Source organism: Clostridiales bacterium (assembly GCA_014799665.1).
Lineage (GTDB): Bacteria > Bacillota > Clostridia > Christensenellales > Pumilibacteraceae > Anaerocaecibacter.
This window is the reverse complement of the sequence record JAAVHP010000002.1, coordinates 41,303-60,483: the sequence shown is the minus strand read 5'-3', so window position 1 is coordinate 60,483 and position 19,181 is coordinate 41,303. Positions and strand designations below refer to the sequence as shown.

Sequence of the window (19,181 nt, the reverse complement as noted above, 5' to 3'; positions counted from 1 at the left end):
CTTTTCTTTGCTTACTTTCTTTTATTCAAAAGAAAGTAAGTATTACTTGACAACTGTCGCGTACTCGCTGTATAATATTTTCAATAAAAACAACGGGTGGGTTATGGAACACATCGATATTAAAAAGGTTCGCGAGAGTAGCGGACTGATCGGAAAGACTGTAACGGTTTGCGGCTGGGTGCGCACCTCGCGCGACAGCAAGAACGTGGCGTTCGTCGAGCTCAACGACGGAAGCTCGCTCGAACATATTCAAATCGTTTTCGATAAAGCCGATTTTAACGACGAGGCGCTTGCACCCATGCTCGGTCTCGGCGCGGCGCTGTCCGTTACGGGAAGCGTCGAGCGCGGCATGAAAGACGAGAGCGTGGAGATCCGCGCGAAAAAAGCGACCTTGCTTGGCGGTAGCGACGGCACGTACCCGCTCCAAAAGAAACGCCACACAATGGAGTTTTTGCGCACGATCCCGCACCTACGCGTTCGCACGAACACGTTCAACGCCGTGTTCCGCGTAAGAAGCGAGCTGTCGTACGCCATTCATAAATTCTTCCACGAGAACGGATATTACTACGTTCATTCGCCCATAATCACCGGTAGCGACTGCGAGGGCGCGGGCGAGGTGTTCAAGGTCACTTCGATCGGCTTCGATAAAAAATACAAGACCGAGGACGAGTATTACAAGAACGACTTCTTCGGGCGCAGTGCGGGGCTTACCGTTTCGGGTCAGCTCGAAGGCGAGGTCATGGCGACCGCGCTCGGCAAGATATATACGTTCGGCCCGACCTTCCGCGCCGAGAACAGCAACACGCCGCGCCACGCCGCAGAGTTTTGGCAGGTTGAGCCCGAGGTCGCGTTCGCGGACATTGACGACATTATCGGCATTGCGACCGACATGATAAAAAGCATTATCGCGCACTTATTGAAGAATTGCGAGAGCGAGCTTAAATTCTTCGACGAGCGGTTCGAGAAAGGGCTTATCGCCAAATTGCAGCACGTAGTCGACAGCGAGTTCGGCAGGGTGGACTACGCCGACGCGATAGAGATCTTGAAGAAGTCGGGCAAGCAGTTCGTGTACCCGGTGGAGTGGGGGCTCGACTTGCAGACCGAGCACGAACGGTATCTCACCGACGAGTATTTCAAGAAACCCGTGTTCGTGGTCAACTACCCGAGAAAGATCAAGTCTTTCTACATGAAGCAAAACCCCGACGGACAGACCGTCGCCGCAACCGACCTTCTCGTTCCCGGCGTGGGCGAGATAATAGGCTGCTCCGAGCGTGAAGCCGACTACGACAAGCTTCTTAAAGAAATACAGGACCGTGGTATGAAGCTCAGCGACTACGCTAACTACCTCGATCTCCGGAAGTTCGGCACGGTGCCGCACAGCGGGTTCGGGCTCGGCTTGGAGCGTATGCTCATGTACGTAACGGGCATGGCGAATATCCGCGACGTTATCGAGTTCCCGAGAACGAAAGACAACCTTGCGTAAATAAGGTAAAAAAATCTTTGAAAGGTGCTTGACAAGCGTTATTTTATGTGGTATAATTCCCACTAATATCATATATTGGCAGTAGACGAAGGCGTCGCGATGGTTTATCGCGGCGCTTTTTTTCTACCGAAAAGGAGTTCTTATGCAAAACAACACGACGAAAAAACGCACCGGCTACCTCGCGGCAATACTCGCCGCAGTGCTTTTGTGCCTAATCACCTTCATGGGCTTTGCCGCAAAACCCGCGCCGACCGCTTCTGCCGACGGAGAACCAACCTCGGGAGAAGGTTATAGAATCGGCGTTTCCGTACCGGACGAAAGCCCATACAAAGAATATATGAATTCCGCGATAAGTTTATTTGATTTCGATTATGAATTGCTCGAATCTAATTGTTATAACGATGTTGCTATGCAAATTGAAATTATTTATAATTTTATAGTTCTTCAAGTAGATGCATTGATTATCGCTCCCGTAGCAAACGACGGCTCGTTGCAGATTGTTCTGGATCAAGCATATAACGAAGGTATCATTATAGTCGTATTAGGTGAACCCAATCCCGACTATCCCGATGGTATAACCTATATAATGCAGGGGGATTATTATGATTTGGGCTTTAATCATGCTGAGTGGATTTTTCAAAATCCCGATATAAACGAGGAGTCGGTTATTTATGTCTATTATTATTTAAATGAGAACGGGGATTTATATAAACAGGGAGTAATCGACGGATTAGCAACATTCGGTATTTTTGCCAATGTAGAATGTATCCCTGTTACCGATTTAAATAAAGTTTACGACCAAGCGGAAGCAGTATTTAAGATGCGAGAGGAAAAGGGATTACCCGATATTGACGAAATAGTCACCTATTCAACCGCAATCGCAGAACGTATATTAGATTGCTCTTACGCCGTCGGGTACCATGATGATACGAGCGGTATTGGCATACGGGCATTTGCCTATGGTGGCACCGATAGCGGCGACGGCGAAGCTAATGAATTAGATGAAGAATATAAAGAAGAATACGAGAATTATAAGCAATTGACAGCTCAAATTATTGCCGGTACGGTTGCGGCGCTTTTAAACGGCGAAATAAACGGTGGCAGTATAATTAGTTTGGGTTTTGCTCCCGGATATGCTAAATATGTCAGTAAATAAAATTCATGTGGTAAGTAGGGGTTATAAATGGCAATAAAAAGCAAATTAAAGATATTGTTTATAATCATAGCATTATTCGTTGTGGTGGCTTTGTCGTTGGCTTTAACGGGTTGTAATAAAGGCGAAGTAACTGTAACGTTTAAGGCTGTGGGCGAAGAAGATATCGTTATAACAACCGAATACGGCGGGAGCATAACGCCGCCCGAAGTGCCGCAAAAAATCGGGAACAGCGGATATTGGGATATAGACGATTTCGGCAAGATAACGGATGATCTTACCGTCAATGCCGTCTATGAAACGGAAGGGTTAGCATATAACCTTATCGGTACGAGCTACGAGGTAGAAAATGGAAACATGAATCCCGAAACTACCGAGTTGTTTATCCCTGCGGAGCATGACGGTATTCCCGTTACTCATATCGCGGATAGGGCGTTTCACTCGTGTAAAGAAATAACGGCGGTGTGGTTATCTTACGGTATAACGGATATAGGTGAAAGAGCTTTTTATGGCTACAAACTGAAAGCGATAGATATTCCGAACAGCGTGCGGCATATAGGCGCCAATGCGTTTGTCTCTGCAAATTTAATAAGTGTGACTATACCTGACGGTGTTGAGTATTTGGCTGATAGCCTATTAAGCAATTGCCAAAATTTGAGATCGATAGTTTTGCCGGACGGATTGAGAAGTATAGAAAACAACGTTTTTATGGTATGTTCGTCGCTTGAATCGATTGATTTGCCTAATAGCGTAGAAAGCATAGGTGAAGGCGCTTTTTATAGCTGTTCGTCACTCCAAACGCTTACAATCCCCGACGGTGTGACGAGCTTAGGTAAAAAGGCCTTTGGAGATTGCAAGGCGCTCGAAACGATCGTTTTGCCGAAGCAATTAAAGAGCTTAGGGGAAGAGGTATTTAAAGACTGCACCTCACTCCAAACGCTTACAATCCCCGACGGTGTGACGAGCATAAGTAAAAGTGCTTTTGAAAATTGCACTGCGCTAAAAACAATAATCATACCGAAGAGTGTAACGAGTGTATCATCTAATGCATTTCTCGGCTGGGCGCAAGATCAGACGATATACGTTAAGGGCTATTCTCAACAACCTAAGGAATGGAGTTTGGGCTGGTCGAGTGACGCAACCGTCGTTTGGGATGAGTGATTTGATGCGGAGATATTAAAATGGCAGTAAAAAAAATACGATTAATATTTATAATGATAGCGTTACTCGTCGCGGCGACTTTGTTGGTTGTTTTAGTGGGCTGTAATAAAGGCGAAGTAACGGTAACGTTTAAGGCTGTGGGCGAAGAAGATATCGTAATAACCGCAAAGTACGGCGAGAGCATAATGCCGCCAGTAGTGCCTAATAAAACGGGGAACAGCGGACGTTGGGATATAGCCGATTTCGGAAATATAACGGACGACCTTACCGTAAACGCCGTCTACGAAACGTTGGGGTTAAAATACACTCTTACGGATAGGGGGTACGAGGTATCGGAAGGGAATAAATATCCTGCTACGGCAGAGCTGTTTATTCCGTCGGAATATAACGGTGTGCCGGTTACGAGTATTGCGGAAAAAGCGTTTTACCGTTGCAAAGAATTAACCGCGGCGTGGTTGCCTTCCGGAATAACGAGCATAGGTGATAAAGCGTTTTACAATTGCGGATTAACCTTTATCGATTTACCGCAAAATCTCGTGAGAATAGGAAATCAGGCGTTTTGGCTGAATTCCCGATTGGCTACAATTACCTTGCCGCAAAGTCTCGTCGGTATAGGGCAAAACGCATTTGATGGATGTGATCTCGAATCGATCGATTTCCCCATAGGCTTGTCCGAAGTCGGTGATGGTGCTTTTCAGAGTAATAGTCGGTTGAAAGCTATAAATTTCCCGAATGGTGTACCGGAAGGGTTTAAAAGCATGCCCGATTACGTTTTCAGTGGTTGTACAGAATTGGAAACACTTACTTTGCCTGAGGGGGTAACGAGTATAGGTAAAAGTGCTTTTTCCTCTTGTTACAAACTCAGAACTGTTACTTTACCCGACGGCTTAACTAACATTGGGGAGAACGCTTTTCGCGACTGTTGGGAGCTTAGAGCTATTACTTTACCTGACGGTTTAACGAGCATCGGAGAGAACGCTTTTTGTAGATGCGAAAAGCTTAAATTGTATTCTTTGCCCGACGGTTTGACAAGCATAGGCGAAAGCGCGTTTTCCGAGTGTAGTCTACTTACTACGCTTACTTTACCAAACGGCTTGATAAGCATTGGCGCAAAAGCGTTTTCCGAGTGTAATTTGCTCGCATCGATTACTTTACCTAACAGTGTAACGAGCTTGGGCAACGGTGTTTTTTCCTGGTGCGCGGCGCTTAAATCCGTAACTTTGCCGGATGGTCTGACAAATTTGGAAGAACAGTTTTTTGAAGGTTGTACCTCGCTTGAAACCGTTTCTTTGCCGGGTGGCATTACAAGCATAGGTGCTAAGGCTTTTTATGCTTGTTCCAAGCTTAATTTGATTACGCTACCCGACGGATTGACGGACATAGGCGACAATGCGTTTGGTATGTGTTCTAAGCTTGGTTCAATCGTTTTGCCTGACAGTCTGGTTAGCTTGGGTAGCGAAGCTTTTTATAATTGCAGTGCGCTTAATTCGATTGTTTTGCCTAACAGCTTAAACAGCATAGGCGATCGTGCGTTTGGCGCCTGTTCTGCACTTAAAACGGTAGTTTTACCGGAAGGGTTAACCGCAATACCGTCATTAATGTTTTCTCAATGTGATGGGTTAGAGCGAATAGAGATACCCAAGAGCGTTGCGGTTATAGGGGATAGAGCTTTTTCGTATTGTTATGGCTTGAAAGAAGTCGTATTCGCCGAAAATAGCGAGCTGACGACGATTGGAAAATCTGCGTTTCAAAATACCAAAATAACGCAAATAACGATTCCGGGAAGCGTAACGGTTATAGGTACTAACGCGTTTAGCGTTTGGAAGACTGACCTAACGATAAACGTAAAAGGTCATTCCCAAAAGCCCGATGGCTGGGAAGACGGTTGGAGCGGCGACGCAACCGTCGTTTGGGACGATCAAGTAGCGTAATAAAAAAGAGCCGTGCGGCTCTTTTTTAGTTTTCGGTATTTTTCGTTTCGTCTTTTAGTTCGGGAGTTTCTGCGGGTTGTTCCGCGGTCGGCTCGGCGGTGGGCGGTTCGTCCTTTTTTTCTTCGGGGGTAGACTGTGCGATGCCTACCACGTTGGTGACGGGTAGGGCGAACGCTATGCCTTGACCTGCGGTCTTTAAGCCTGCGTTTTGGTACACGGCGTGGAGCACCGCATCCTTGATATCGTCGGTGACGAGTATCATTACCATTTCCTTATCGGGCTGGATGGAGATATGGAAAAACTCCTCGGCTTCCTTGTTAGCCGTGCCCCTGCCGTGAATGACCGTGCCACCGCGCGCGCCTACTTCCTTAGCGGCGCTCATAACGACGTCGGTGAAGCCGGTATTTACTATACAAACGATAAGCTCGTAGTTCATTTTTTGGTCTCCTGTTGGTTGACGGTCATTTTGTTGTTGCTCAAAAACCCGAATATGAGTTTGCCGATTACGCTCGTCATGGGTATGGTATACGCCACGCCTTTGCCGTTCTTTATCGTTCTGAACCGTTCGTCGAGAGCGGCGAGGGCAGCGGGCAGCTTGTTCTGCTGTATTACGCTGAATATTACCGTTTTGTCGCTGTCGGTAAAGCCGAAACGCGAGAGCATCGTCGCGTCCGCCGTGCCGTGTCCGAGCGTTACGAACTGCATATTAACGTCGAACGACTGTAACAGATCGAGATAGAACTCGCCTTTGCTTCGGTTGACTATCGTGACGAGAAGCTCCAAGCAGTTCTCCGACACGGTGTTCAGCTTTTTATCGCCGATTCGTGCCGCAGCGAGCTTGGCGAGCTTCTTTTTGCTTTTCTGTTTGATTTCGGCTGCCTTTGCTTTAACGTCCTGTTTTTTCGCTTCGGCTTTGGCTTTGACCGTTTCTTTCTTCGCCTTGACGGCGGTCTTTATCTTATTTGGCACGGTCTACCTCCCAGCTTCGCGAGAAATTGATGACTTGTTCGTCGTCGGCGGCGAGTATGCGTTTCATGATTATGCGGTTGCGCGCCTTTGCCGACATTACCGCTTTGAAGCCGAGCGCCTGTATCGTGATGAGCGGGATCATGGCGACCATTGCCACCACGCCGAACGCAAGCTCCAAAACTTCGTTAGGCGCGATAATCGAGCACGCGCCGATCGCGAGCGGGAGTATGAAGCCCGAAGTGAGCGGACCGCTCGCCACGCCGCCCGAGTCGAACGCTATCGCGGTGTAGAGCTTGGGCACGAAGAAGGACAGCCCGAGCGAGATCAGGTAGCCGGGTATGAGATAGTACAGAACCGAAAAGTTGTATATAATGCGAATCATGGACAGCGCGATGGCAAGCCCGACGCCGCCGCACAGCGCTATGAGCATTTCTTTCTTGGTAACGCCGCCGCCCGTGACTTCTTCGACCTGTTTGTTTAGTACGTGTATAGCCGGCTCGGCGAGAACTACGACCATGCCTATGACCAGCCCGAAAACTGTCAGGACCGGTTCGTTTTCCGCCAGCTGTTTACCGAGCTCCAAGCCGATCGGCATGAACCCGATCTTGACGGCGGTAAGGAATATAACGAGTCCTACGAACGTGTAGGCTATACCGATAACTATCTGAACGATTTTCTCTTTGGGAAGTTTGAGTATGAAGATTTGAAGTATTACGAAGAACGCGACGATGAGCGCGAGCGCGATAACTACTTCCTTGCACGTTTCGAGAAGCACCATGCCGAAGTTGCCGAGCTCGCTCGCTACCGTGTACGTGGGAATCTCGTACGCAAGGTCGCCCTTGGACGCGAGCGACAGCACGGTCACGGCGAGGATAGGTCCTATCGAGCACAGCGCGACGAGACCGAAGCTGTTCTCGTTGCTATTCTTGCCGCCGATGGTGGTAGCGATACCTACGCCGAGCGCCATTATGAACGGAACGGTGATAGGTCCGGTCGTAACGCCGCCGCTGTCGAAGCACATGGCGAGGAAGTCGCTCTTGCCGCTTTCGATAAGCAGCGCGCAGATAGCGAACAAAGTCATGTAGAAGAACATGAGCATTGCCGATAGGTCTTTTCTGAGTATGATTTTCAGCACGGCGAGGAGCAGGAACAAGCCTACGCCAACGCCGACCGTCACTATCAAAAGAGTACTGTTCATGACGGTGGATACCTGTTCGGCGAGCACCGAAAGGTCGGGCTCGGCAACCGTTATAAGCACGCCCATCAGAAAGCAAACTGCAAGCAGTACCGCTATCTTCTTGGACTTGGTAAGACCGCCGCCGACCTGTTCGCCCATGGGCGTCATGGCTAGGTCTGCGCCGAGGTTGAATAAGCCTATCCCGAGTATAAGGAATATCGCCGAAACGCCGAACGCGGCGAGCTCGGTCGCGGTAAAGTCGACCAGCGGCGTGGCGGCGAGAATAAGAACTATTACCGCCACCGGCAGTACGGATATGAACGCTTCGCGTAATTTATGGAAAACTCTTTTCATGTATGGTTTATTATAACATTAAAAAGTGTAATTGGCAAGGAAAAAAAGCGAAAAGCTTATATAAATCAATATAATGATTTGTTTTCGCTTAGGTGAGCAAACAAACAATCACTTGACTTTGCATAGCTAATATTGTAAAATTACCTCAATGAAGGTGAGCGACAAATTTCTTAAATTCTTGCTTAAACCGCCGATCTGGCTGTGCGCCGTCGTTTGGACGATCGGTGTGGTTTCGCTCGGCGGAAGCTTGACTTTATATTTTGTTGGCTTGGGCGGAAAGCTGTGGGCTTTGTCCGTTCATATCGTCGCGCTCGTGTTTTTCATTCTGTCCACATACGGCGTGCTTACCGTTATAGGAATTCCCGCAAAAGCAAAAAACAACGTTAGGGTAAGGCAGTTCTTTTCGGAGTATAATTTTCGGGCGCACGTAAACGCCGCGATATCGTTAATATTTAATCTGTGTTACGTGGTGTTCGGTATCGTGATCGCCAATCTAGAACAATCGGTGTGGTTGGGCGCGCTAGTCGGTTATCACGTTTTCTTGATGATACCGCGGTTTACCGTTATATATCTCGCCAAGATACGCGGCAGGAGTGCGGACGAGCAGGCGAGCCCCGAAATAGCCGAGCGTAATAGGCTAAGACGCAGTATTCAGGGCTACACCTATTGCGGGCTTGCGCTCATACTCTTGGCGCTCGCGGTTATCCCTATTATCAGGCTTACGCTTGACGACCAGAACAGCTATAATTATTTCGTCAGCGCGGTCATATATATTATCTCCGCAGCGCTGTTCACTTTCGTAAAGCTCGGCATCGCCATATTCCACATGAAAAAATCTCGGCGGAACGGCGACCTGTCGCTTATTGCCGTTAAGAACATAAGCTTTTCGAGTGCGCTCATTTCTCTGTTCACTTTGCAGGCGATGATGCTTAAAGATCTCGACGGCGGTGACGCGGGGCTTGCCGCAAGGCTTAATCCAATTACCGGCGTAGCGGTTGTGCTTGCCATTTTAGCTATCGGGCTGTATATGCTCATAGGCGGGTTTAAGAAGCTCAAACGCCTGCCGAGTACGGACGAGCCCGATACCTCCGAGCCGAGTATCGACGAGTCGACTACCGAGCAGGAAAATAGTCAATAATAATAGAATAAATATCTTCCGCGAATCGGTTCTAAGTGCTTGACTTCGGGGGGGGGTATGTTATAATATATCTATCTTGTTTACTTTTTCGGGTAAACGGTTTACTCTTACGAGGATACGCGTATGATTGAGCTTAGGGACGTACAGAAATACTTCAAAAAACCTATACGCGGCAAGGGCGTTTGGGGAATGTTCAAGACGCTGTTTTCGCGAAAGCACACGATCGTGAAAGCGGTCGACGGCGTTTCGTTTACCGTGAACGACGGCGAGTCGGTCGGCTATATCGGCGCGAACGGCGCGGGCAAGTCCACGACCATTAAGATGATGAGCGGCATACTCACGCCGACGAGCGGCGAGATACTCATCGACGGCAGACACCCGTACAAGTCCAAGGAGCGCAATGCCGTACTCAAAACGATCGGCGTAGTGTTCGGGCAGAAAACTCAGCTCTGGTACGATCTTCCGCTTACCGAAACGTACGAGCTGTTAAAGCATATTTACGAAATTCCCGACGACGATTACAAAAGGCGCTTGGGCGAGCTTATAGAGCTTCTCGACATGAAGCCGTTTATCGACGCGCCCGTGCGCACGCTGTCGCTCGGTCAACGTATGCGCGCCGACCTTGCCGCGGCGATGCTGCACAATCCCAAAACGTTATTCCTCGACGAGCCGACTATCGGGCTTGACGTGCTCGTAAAGCGCAAGCTCGTGGAAGCGATAAACACGCTCAAAACGGAATACAATACCACGCTCATACTGACGACCCACGCCATGAGCGATATAGAGCTTTTGTGCAACCGCGTGATAGTTCTCGACGCGGGCAAGATTTTGTTCGACGGCTCGCTCGCCGACGTCAAGCACATGTTCGGCGATAAACGCGATATTACCGTGCAAACGCGTGCGGCTATCGACTGCGACGGCGTTAAGACTAAGTTCGGTGACGCGGTGTCGCGCATTGCGGTCGAGGACGACGGGCTTAAAACCACTTTCACTATCGACGCGGAGCGGTTGCATACCGGCGAGCTGCTCAATTACCTTTTTGCGTGCACGACGGTCGAGGACGTCAATATCGCCGAGACGGGCATAGAGCAGGTTGTTGAAAAGATTTACGCCGACAGCAAAGACGGCGCGACAGACGACGGAGAAGAGAATGGCGGCGGGGCGGCTTAAAAAATATTTGATATTCGCAAAGTCGGGCGCGCAGACGACGATCGCGTACCGTGGGCAAATGGCACTGTGGGTCATCGGCAGCGTTATCAACGCCGTGCTCATGGGACTTTTGTGGTGGGCAGTTTATAAGTTTTCGCCCGAGCCCGAAATCGGCGGCTACACATTTCCGCAAATGCTGATGTACGTGCTTTTGACGACGATAGTTGGCGAGATAACTTATTCGGATACTATGTGGTCGATAACCGAGGACGTGCATTACGGGTTTATCGGTATGCGACTTATGAAGCCGATAAGCTACCGCCACCAGCTCGGGTTCACAGCGGTCGGCTCGTTCTTTGCGCGATTCTTGATTATCGGCGTGCCTATGATACTTGTAGGAACGCTCGTAAGCGTGTTCGGGTTCGGGCTGACGGGCATCGTTTGGTATAACATTCTGCTGTTCATCCCCGCATGCATACTGTCGCTACTTATGGTGGACGCGATACAGTTTTTGTTCGGACAGCTCGCGTTCCGCACGCACGCCATGTTCGGCGTGAGTTCCATGCTTAATATCGTTACGCAGTTTTTGTCGGGCGGACTCGTGCCGCTCGCGCTGTTCCCGATCTGGGCGCAGAACGTTTTGTACTATACGCCGTTCCCCACGCTGTTCAGCTTCCCCGTAAGGTTGTTCCTGGGTCAGCTCGATTGGGTGGATATGGGTATATCGTTCGCGCTGTCCGTGGTGTGGATACTCGTCATTAACCTTATCGGTCAGCTCATGTACAAGGGCTCGGTCAGAAAGGTCGTGGTGTTCGGAGGATAGGGTTATGCTAAAAGAACTTAAACTATATCCTAAATACGTATCGATGAGCTTGCGTAGCGGCTTGTCGTATAAGGCAGACTCTATCATCATGATGATAAGCTTTGCGATAACCGAGGCGATATCGCTTTCGACCATTTACCTTATCGTAGGCTCTGTGCCTGCGATCGGCGTGTGGTCGTTCGAAACGCTTGCGTTCCTGTTCGGGTTCGTGCTCATACCCAAGTCGATCGATCATATCTTTACCGATAACCTGTGGATACTCGCGTACCGCGCGATTCGGCGCGGCGACCTCGACGTGTATCTTACCCGACCGATAAACCCGCTGTTCCAGTACGTTGCCGAAGTGTTCAAGTGGGACGGGATAGGCGAGCTCGTCGTCGGTATCGTCGTCATGTCCGTGTTTGCGCCCATGACGGGTATCGCGTGGACGGCGAGCGGGGTAATAGGGCTTATCCTCTGCGCGCTCCTCGGTATATTTTGCTTTACCGGCATTAAGCTGTTGTTCGCGTCGCTCGCGTTCTGGGTAAAGAGCGCGGGGATATTCCTCAATACCATTTACAATATTTCCAACTACGCTAAATACCCTGTGCGGTACATGGGTAAGGCATTCGCGTCGATCATGTTCTTCGTCATACCGTTCGGGCTGTTCCTTTACTATCCCGTAGAGTGCTTGATAACCGGCGCGAATATCTGGTGGGCGGTGCTGTATAGCTTTATCGCCGCCGTCATACTTATGACGCTCGCTTTTACCATGTGGCATTTTGGTATAAGACGGTACGAGAGCGCAGGGAATTAATCAATTAGGAATTAATAAGGATAAGATTTATCACCGACGCCCTTCGGGGCACCTTCCCCCTGAGGGGAAGGCTAATTAGGAATTATAAAATAACGGTGGCTGTACCGAGCGTATCGATACAGCCACCGTTTTAATTTCTAATTACTAATTAAACTCTATTTTCTTTCTTCCAGTACCTGCGAGAAGGTCGAAATCACCAAATCGACGTCAATGGGCTTAGTCAGGTGGGCGTCCATGCCCGCTTCGATCGAGGCGCGCTTATCGCTCTCGAACGCGTTGGCGGACAGCGCGATTATCGGCAGGTTTGCTTTCTTTTTGTCGGGCAATGCGCGAATAGCGCGCGCCGCCTGCCGTCCGTCCATTACGGGCATTTGTATATCCATGAGCACGAGCGAGTATTCGTCGTCCGCCGCCGCAGTCACCATGTCTACGGCTATCTTGCCGTTGGGCGCGGCGTCGATTATAAAGCCCTCGTCCTCTAACATTTCCGTTTCGATTTCGAGGTTGATCTCGTTGTCCTCGACTATAAGTATTTTCTTGCCCGCCATGGGGCTCTTTTCGCTTGCGGCGGGCTCGACGGATTCGGGCTCTACCGTTTTGAGCGAAAGCGTTACCGTGAACGTACTGCCGACGCCCGGCGTGCTCTTGCATTCGATCGTGCCGCCCATGATTTCGGTCAGGTGCTTGGCTATGGGCAGACCCAGCCCCGCGCCGAAGATGCCGCTTGCCGTGGTGTTGTTTATGCGTTCGAACGGCTCGAATACGCGTTCGAGTGCTTTCGGCTCTATGCCTATGCCCGTATCGGTGACAGAGAACACGTAGGTAGATACGCCTTTTCCGGCGCTCGTTTCGGTGACGGTAATTTCCACGCTTCCGTCGCTCGGCGTGTACTTGACGGCATTGTCTACTATTTGGTTGAGTACGCGGCTCATCATGGTGCCGTCGATCTGCACGCAGTCGTGCTCCACCGCGTTCATGTCGAGCGAGATTTTAATGTTTTTGAGCTCAGCTTGGCTTTTCGCCCAGTCGCATAGATCGGTGAGTATCGTTTTTATACTGCACTCGGACTTGGATTCGGTGTAGTCCTGTGATTCGAAATAGCTGACTTCGAGCACCTTTTCGACGAGCTCCAAAATATTGTTGCCCGCTTGCTCTATCTTGTCGAGGTAGCCGCGGACGCGCTCCGGATCGTTGCTCTTTCTTGCGAGCGCGGAATAGCCGAATATTGCGTTAAGGGGAGTGCGCATATCGTGCGACATATTGGACAGGAAAGTGTTTTTTGCAATGTCGGCGAGCTTAGCTTTATTGAGCGCGTCCTCCAAGATCTTCCGTTGCTCTATCTGTTGGAGCAGCTCCTTGTCGATATTGCGGTAGCCCATAACGACCTGCGGCACGTCCTTTTTAATGTTGACATTGACCATGCGCAGTTGGATATACTGCACCACGCCGTCCTTTATGCACCGATAGTTCACGTAGTAGGTGTCCTTTTCGGCGAGCGCCTTACGGATATGCTCGACCGAGGTAAACTCTTTTACGCGTTTGCGGTCCTCGGGGTGGACCCAACGCTTGACGTACTTTTCGACGTACGCGTCGAGCGGCTGGGCCTCTTCGAGCTTGTCGAACATATAAACGAGCCGTTCGCTCAAACGGTAGGCGAGAACGGTGTTCGCGTTAAGGTCGGCGTAAAGTATTGAGTCGTAGTTTATGCTCAACGCCTCGATTATTTCGAGCCTGCGCAGTTGTTCGGATTTGATAAAAGTAAGCTCTTCGTTGAGCTCGCGCAGCTGTTGATCTTTTTGAGCGGTCTCGGATAATCTCCGCGTAAGCTTTTCGGTCGCGTCGCTTATGAATACGTAATAGAACTCGCCCGACGCTTTGCTTTTGATATAATGCCCGTAGTCCTCGACCAAGCGCACGATCCCGTCCTTGCGCACTATACGGTATTCCACGTAGTCGAGGTTATCGTCGCCGGTGAAAATTTGCTTGTTTATGCTCTCCGCAACGCGCGCGTAGTCGTCGGGGTGAACGATGCCGCGGAACGAATTGCCGGTGAGTTTGCGGAACTCGTCGAGCGACTTGCATTTGAATATGTCCATGAGCGCCTTGTTGGCGTACACGAGGGTCTGCGCCTCGTCGTTGCGGTATATCAAAAAGCCGCCGGGGATCTCGTCGATGAACGATATGATCTGGCGGACGTTCTCTATCTCCGTTTCGTCAAATGCCGAAATGTCGCCTTGCTTGCGTGCGCTCAAAAGCGGCATCATATATTCTATAAGACTTTGTCCCGATTTGCGCTTGTTCATAAATCGTCCTTTGCTATATATTTTACCACCGCAGTGGGAAGCTTGTCAATGGTTTAAAAAAATTTTTTCGGGCGTCAATTTTACGAGTCGAGCACTTTCAGCATAATGTATGCTTTATCGTATAAATCCGCCGTGCGTGTATCGCCGTGCTTATTGAAAATATCGCGCAATCTTATCGACAGGGTTTTCACCGCTCTGTCGATAAAGCCTATTACGTCGTCTTGGTAACGCCCCGCTTCGAGATGCCTAAACCATAGATAGCCGTTGCCGTGAGATACCGAGCTGCTTACGCGGTATAAAAGAGTAAAATAGTCATTCGCATTGTATGCAATGGTGTTGCCTGTGTCGACCTCTCTCATGCCCACGCCGTCGAGTACTTCCGAAAAGTAGTCTTTAACTAATTTGGTGTAGGACGGTGCTTCATTGCTTCCGTCCAATACTTTATAGGATTCGGCTATATACTCCGCAATCACGCGGAACTTGGATAGGACGATTTCACCTAATCCGACCGCATGATCGAAGTGTATATCGAAAAGCGCAAGCGCGATTTCGTTGAATATGTCAACCGATTCGCTCATTGAGCTTTGCGGTAAACCTCTAAGCTCATTAACTATATTCTGAAATTTATCCTGCAATTGTTCGAGCTCGTCTGCTTCGCGTATGTGCGTTTCAACGTCTTGCGCCGCAGGGGCGATATCGTTTTGCTCTATCGGAAAGTTGCCGTACCGCGCGGTTAGGTAATTTAAGGTTTCGGTCTGTATTTCGTCTAATCTTTCTTTGCTGATTTCTTTTATAGACTTAGGATGGACGATGCGCGTAAGATAGTTGTACGCCGCCGACTGTTCGCCCAAGTATTGCTTTATTATTTTTTGAAACGTGACGGACTTGTCGCATAGAAAGGGCAGGTAAGTGCGAGATAATTTTTCGAGCTTACCATAATCGTTCCCTACGAACGGCAAGAATTTACGCGCGGCTTGTTTGTAATTTTTTTCCAATTGCTCGTTATCCAAGCAACCCGTCGCCACCAGTGATTTGTCGCCGTAGTATACGTCGTACTCGATGAGCGCAGGTTGGTAGTTGAACAGTTCAAGCTTGTCCCGATCGATACCGCCCGCATCTCTCATCGCTATCAGCGCGCGGCTTTCCATTACGTTACGCAAGCATAGCGCGCTCGTGGCCGAGGCGTCGTTTAAGAACAGTATGGATTTAATAAGGCTGAGCGCGTTCGACGCTATCGAAAAGTCCATAGCTTGGTCGAACAGCGTCAGCGTTTCGTCCAATAAGAATAAGTACGGCTTGTGCCGCGCCTTTATTCGGCTATACAGTTGTACGAGCCGTACTTCCGAATCGGTTTTTTGCTCGCAACAGTACCTATATTTCTTTCCGCTGCCGCACGGGCAGGGGTCGTTTCTTCCAATATCCATGATTGTATTAATAATAATATAGACAGAGTGAGTTTGTCAAGATGCCGTAACCGTAAACGGGCAAATCGTATATTTAAGTAAATAAATGGCAAAAACATATCTAAATCAATTGATTTTTGGTTTTCAATCTTGTATAATATAAAGACTATTACTATCTTATTTGGTGTAGGTGTCACAAGTGTTTAAGTTTAAGCGCATTGTTATAGGAATATTAGCCGTAGTGCTTTCTACGAGTATGCTCACGGGCTGCTCATTCTTCTCGCACGATTACGAACGCGACTATCAGCAAGAGATTGCGCGCGTAAAATCTTACGATATCGAAAATACGGTCAGCTACGAGGACGAAGAGGACGACGGCAAGGTAAAGAACAAAACCGTTACCTACACGACCTCGGCAAGAACCATTTACAAAATGGATCTCATGGAATACGTAAACAGCAACGCGAGCTCGCTTTCCTCGTCGTTCGGCACCGACTACGAGGGCTTGTATAAGTACGCCGCAAAAATGCTTATCAATGTTGAGCTCGTTACCAACGAGGTGGACGCGCTCATCGATTGCGGCAATATTAAGTGGGGTCTCACCGAGCAAAACGCCGTTAAACGCAGCATCTATTCGGTAATTGACAACACCGTTAAGAACTACAAGAATGAAATTCTCGCCGAGAAAGACTACGAGGAAATCTCGGACGACGACGATGACGATACTACTTCTACCGACACGACCTATCCCGTAAAGCCCGACCAGACTGACACTGACGTGCCCGAAGAGGACGACACTGTGGTGTGGGAGCCCGATATTATCGTCCAGCCCGGCAACCACGGCAGCGAGTTCGAGCGTTCGCTCGACAACGAGGCTATGCGCAGGTTCCTGTCGCTTATCAAGAGCCGCGTCGAGGACGATTTCCGCATTACGGGCGACGAGCGCAAGAATATCGACGCCGAGATCGAAGAGATCGATAAGCGCATTGACGAGCAGGGCATTGCTTCGGTGTATCCCGTTATCGGCACGTATCCCACTTCGAACGAGAGCCCGTTCGGGTATATCATGTACTATCTCAGCGGCAAGTCGATAGAGCGTTCGCAAAAGATTACGGCGTTGCAGAATTACCTTTCGGACAGCGTTACGGTCGATACGCAAGAGGTAAGCGACCGCTTTACCACAACGCTCAACGACCAAAAGAAAGAATACACCGACGATATCTCGGCGTTCGACACCGCGATTTCCGGCGGCAACACGACCATACTTTATTATCCCAACGCAAATTACTTCTACGTTAAGCATATCCTTTTGCCGTTCTCGGACGCGCAGAAAGCCGATCTTGACGCATACGTTCATGAGTTAGAACATCGCAACCTCGAAGACAACGAGCTGGATGAACTGGTCAACGCCTACCGCGAATCGCTTGTTCAGTCGATCAAGTGCTATCCGCATGTGGACGGTGAGGACGATCTTAGCCGTGAAATGACGGTCAACGACGTTATGAACCACGTCAAGTCGGTCATGCAACCGCTCGCGTCATCCGTACGTAGCGCTGATCTTGCGTTCGACGATCTTATCTATCTTTACAATACCGACCCCGGCGCGTTCGATAACAACCAAGGCTACGTAGTCAAGTACAAGCTCGCCGACGGCGAGAGCGAAACGTATATGCAAGAGTTCGCGGACGCCGCGCGCGAGATGCGCGACACGCTCAAACCCGGTCAGGTGCTTTACAAGCCCGTTATCACCGATTACGGCGTGCATATCATGTACCTTGCTTCGATCACCAAGCCCGGCGAGGTGTCGCTGTACGACTACACCACGCCCGGTCAGCTCGAAACATACTACGACATTTTCGAAGATCCGATCAAGTCGGCGCGCGAGAGTGCGGCATACGCGACTTGGGAAAGCAACGTTCTCACGTATAACTACAACAAAAACTCCGAGATGTTCGAGAAGAATTTCAAGGATCTTTGGGCCGATTAGTTCGAGCGCGTATACCTCGCGCAATAGTTCGTCAAGCTGCGGTTGCCCTCGGGTCATGTACGGGGGTGTGCACTCCCCGTCGTGCAACCTTGCTTTCCTGCTCTTGTGCGGGTCCCCGCGCTCTCACATACGTCCTAATTGAAATAACTAACGTAAAGAAACTAATTGGGTGAAACGAAACAAAACCTACTTAGTAAATACACAACACTAAAAGTTTCTTGCTTACTTCTTTTCAAAGAAGTAAGTAAGTTTTTTTAAAACACATGGAGATATAAATCATGGCAAAATTCGGTGGATACAACCGCGGCATGGGCGGTGGCGGCATGAACATGCAGCAAATGATGCAGCAGGCGCAAAAGCTCCAAGAGCAAATGAACCAAGCCAAAGAACAGCTCGAAGACGCGCGCGTAACAGGCACTGCGGGCGGCGGCGCGGTCACGGTCACGCTCAGCGGCAGTAAGCGTTTCATCTCGATCGAGATCAAGCCCGAGGTCGTCGATCCCGACGACGTGGAAATGCTCGAAGACCTCATCACCGCCGCGACGAACGAAGCGTACGCAAGTGCGGATGAGCTTGTTAAGAACAGCCCGCTCGGTCAGCTCGGCGGCGCGTTCTAATAATGCGTTGCATATAAATAATGAAAGAGATCAAGAGCGTCGCCGCGCTCGCGAGCCGTTTCGGCACGCTGCCCGGCGTCGGGAAAAAAACGGCGCTCAGGTATGCGTATGCCGTTATAGATATGTCGGATAGCGAGGTCGACGCGTTTTGCGCCGCGCTCAAAGAGGTTAAGCAAACCGTTAAGCTGTGTGCGCACTGCGGCAATTTCACCGACGACGACGTTTGCGAGATTTGTCGCGCGCGCCCTACCAAGCATATATGCGTGGTCGCGTACCCCAAGGACGTAGCGGCTATCGAGAAAACGGGCGCGTTCGACGGCGTGTACCACGTGCTGCACGGCACGCTCTCGCCGATGAACAACCGCACGCCCGACGACCTCAATATCAAGTCGCTGCTATCGCGGCTGGGCGAGACCGAGGAAGTGATCGTCGCGACCAATCCCGACGTGGAAGGCGAAGCGACGGCGGTGTATCTCGCGCGGCTCATCAAGCCGCTCGGCGTCAAGGTCACTCGTATCGCACAGGGCATATCCATGGGTTCGGAGCTCGAATACGCCGATGCGGTAACGCTGTCGCAGGCGATAGGGCGTAGAACGATCTTGTAACCTACTTTTTTGAAAAAGAATCAGGCAAAGAAAAGCTACGTTGACATCTTTGCGTATATTATAGTTTACCTTTCAATTATGTGGCGTTAGTCTTTTACCTACGCCACTCTTCTTTTGAAAAAATCCAACGGG

At 49.7% G+C, this 19,181-nt stretch carries 16 protein-coding genes; 11 read left to right on the top strand and 5 right to left on the bottom strand.

Features of this window, described 5'->3' with window-relative positions:
* The first annotated feature begins 103 nt into the window (after positions 1-103).
* The 4 genes from asnS (at position 104) to HDT28_00270 (ending at position 5,728) form a co-directional block, all read left to right on the top strand.
* Positions 104-1,483, top strand: a complete 1,380-nt coding sequence (asnS, locus tag HDT28_00285; GenBank protein MBD5131025.1) for an asparagine--tRNA ligase — start codon at positions 104-106, stop codon at positions 1,481-1,483.
* Positions 1,484-1,625: 142 nt separating this feature from the next.
* Complete coding sequence (locus HDT28_00280) at positions 1,626-2,639, top strand: sugar ABC transporter substrate-binding protein (protein ID MBD5131024.1); 1,014 nt, start codon at positions 1,626-1,628, stop codon at positions 2,637-2,639.
* Positions 2,640-2,666: 27 nt separating this feature from the next.
* The gene (locus tag HDT28_00275; protein MBD5131023.1) at positions 2,667-3,797 is read left to right on the top strand and encodes a leucine-rich repeat domain-containing protein; all 1,131 of its coding nucleotides are present in this window, start codon (positions 2,667-2,669) and stop codon (positions 3,795-3,797) included.
* Positions 3,798-3,817: 20 nt separating this feature from the next.
* Positions 3,818-5,728, top strand: coding sequence for a leucine-rich repeat domain-containing protein (locus HDT28_00270; protein MBD5131022.1), 1,911 nt, complete (start codon positions 3,818-3,820; stop codon positions 5,726-5,728).
* A 25-nt stretch (positions 5,729-5,753) separates the two neighbouring features.
* On the opposite strand, the gene HDT28_00265 is transcribed toward HDT28_00270, so the two are convergent.
* The 3 genes from HDT28_00265 to HDT28_00255 are packed head-to-tail and all read right to left on the bottom strand — an operon-like array spanning position 5,754 to position 8,228.
* Entirely contained in the window at positions 5,754-6,164 is a 411-nt protein-coding gene (locus tag HDT28_00265; protein MBD5131021.1) for a P-II family nitrogen regulator, read from the bottom strand.
* Positions 6,161-6,697, bottom strand: coding sequence for a hypothetical protein (locus HDT28_00260; protein MBD5131020.1), 537 nt, complete (start codon positions 6,695-6,697; stop codon positions 6,161-6,163). The genes HDT28_00265 and HDT28_00260 overlap by 4 nt, the downstream gene beginning before the upstream one ends.
* Positions 6,687-8,228 (bottom strand): DUF1538 domain-containing protein, encoded by a 1,542-nt coding sequence (locus tag HDT28_00255; protein ID MBD5131019.1) that lies wholly within the window; start codon positions 8,226-8,228, stop codon positions 6,687-6,689. Before HDT28_00255 ends, HDT28_00260 begins: the two co-directional genes overlap by 11 nt.
* Positions 8,229-8,376: 148 nt before the next feature.
* Between HDT28_00255 and HDT28_00250 the strand changes: the two genes are divergently transcribed.
* From HDT28_00250 to HDT28_00235, 4 genes are all read left to right on the top strand, one after another.
* Complete coding sequence (locus HDT28_00250) at positions 8,377-9,366, top strand: hypothetical protein (GenBank protein ID MBD5131018.1); 990 nt, start codon at positions 8,377-8,379, stop codon at positions 9,364-9,366.
* A 123-nt stretch (positions 9,367-9,489) separates the two neighbouring features.
* The gene (locus tag HDT28_00245; GenBank protein ID MBD5131017.1) at positions 9,490-10,536 is read left to right on the top strand and encodes an ATP-binding cassette domain-containing protein; all 1,047 of its coding nucleotides are present in this window, start codon (positions 9,490-9,492) and stop codon (positions 10,534-10,536) included.
* The gene (locus tag HDT28_00240; protein MBD5131016.1) at positions 10,517-11,338 is read left to right on the top strand and encodes a hypothetical protein; all 822 of its coding nucleotides are present in this window, start codon (positions 10,517-10,519) and stop codon (positions 11,336-11,338) included. The genes HDT28_00245 and HDT28_00240 overlap by 20 nt, the downstream gene beginning before the upstream one ends.
* A gap of 4 nt (positions 11,339-11,342) precedes the next feature.
* Positions 11,343-12,134 (top strand): hypothetical protein, encoded by a 792-nt coding sequence (locus HDT28_00235; protein ID MBD5131015.1) that lies wholly within the window; start codon positions 11,343-11,345, stop codon positions 12,132-12,134.
* 155 nt (positions 12,135-12,289) lie between these two features.
* Here the strand turns inward: HDT28_00235 and HDT28_00230 are convergent, their stop codons facing one another.
* On the bottom strand, positions 12,290-14,437 hold the full coding sequence (locus HDT28_00230; GenBank protein MBD5131014.1) for a response regulator: 2,148 nt from the start codon (positions 14,435-14,437) through the stop codon (positions 12,290-12,292).
* Between the two features lie 80 nt (positions 14,438-14,517).
* Positions 14,518-15,861, bottom strand: a complete 1,344-nt coding sequence (locus HDT28_00225) for a hypothetical protein (GenBank protein MBD5131013.1) — start codon at positions 15,859-15,861, stop codon at positions 14,518-14,520.
* 178 nt (positions 15,862-16,039) lie between these two features.
* On the opposite strand from HDT28_00225, the gene HDT28_00220 reads away from it, so the two are divergent.
* The 3 genes from HDT28_00220 to recR all read left to right on the top strand — a co-directional run bounded on the left by HDT28_00220 (position 16,040) and on the right by recR (position 19,049).
* On the top strand, positions 16,040-17,827 hold the full coding sequence (locus tag HDT28_00220) for a hypothetical protein (protein ID MBD5131012.1): 1,788 nt from the start codon (positions 16,040-16,042) through the stop codon (positions 17,825-17,827).
* 308 nt (positions 17,828-18,135) lie between these two features.
* Positions 18,136-18,444 (top strand): YbaB/EbfC family nucleoid-associated protein, encoded by a 309-nt coding sequence (locus HDT28_00215; protein ID MBD5131011.1) that lies wholly within the window; start codon positions 18,136-18,138, stop codon positions 18,442-18,444.
* Between the two features lie 20 nt (positions 18,445-18,464).
* Positions 18,465-19,049 (top strand): recombination protein RecR, encoded by a 585-nt coding sequence (recR, locus tag HDT28_00210; protein MBD5131010.1) that lies wholly within the window; start codon positions 18,465-18,467, stop codon positions 19,047-19,049.
* The last annotated feature ends 132 nt before the right edge of the window (positions 19,050-19,181 follow it).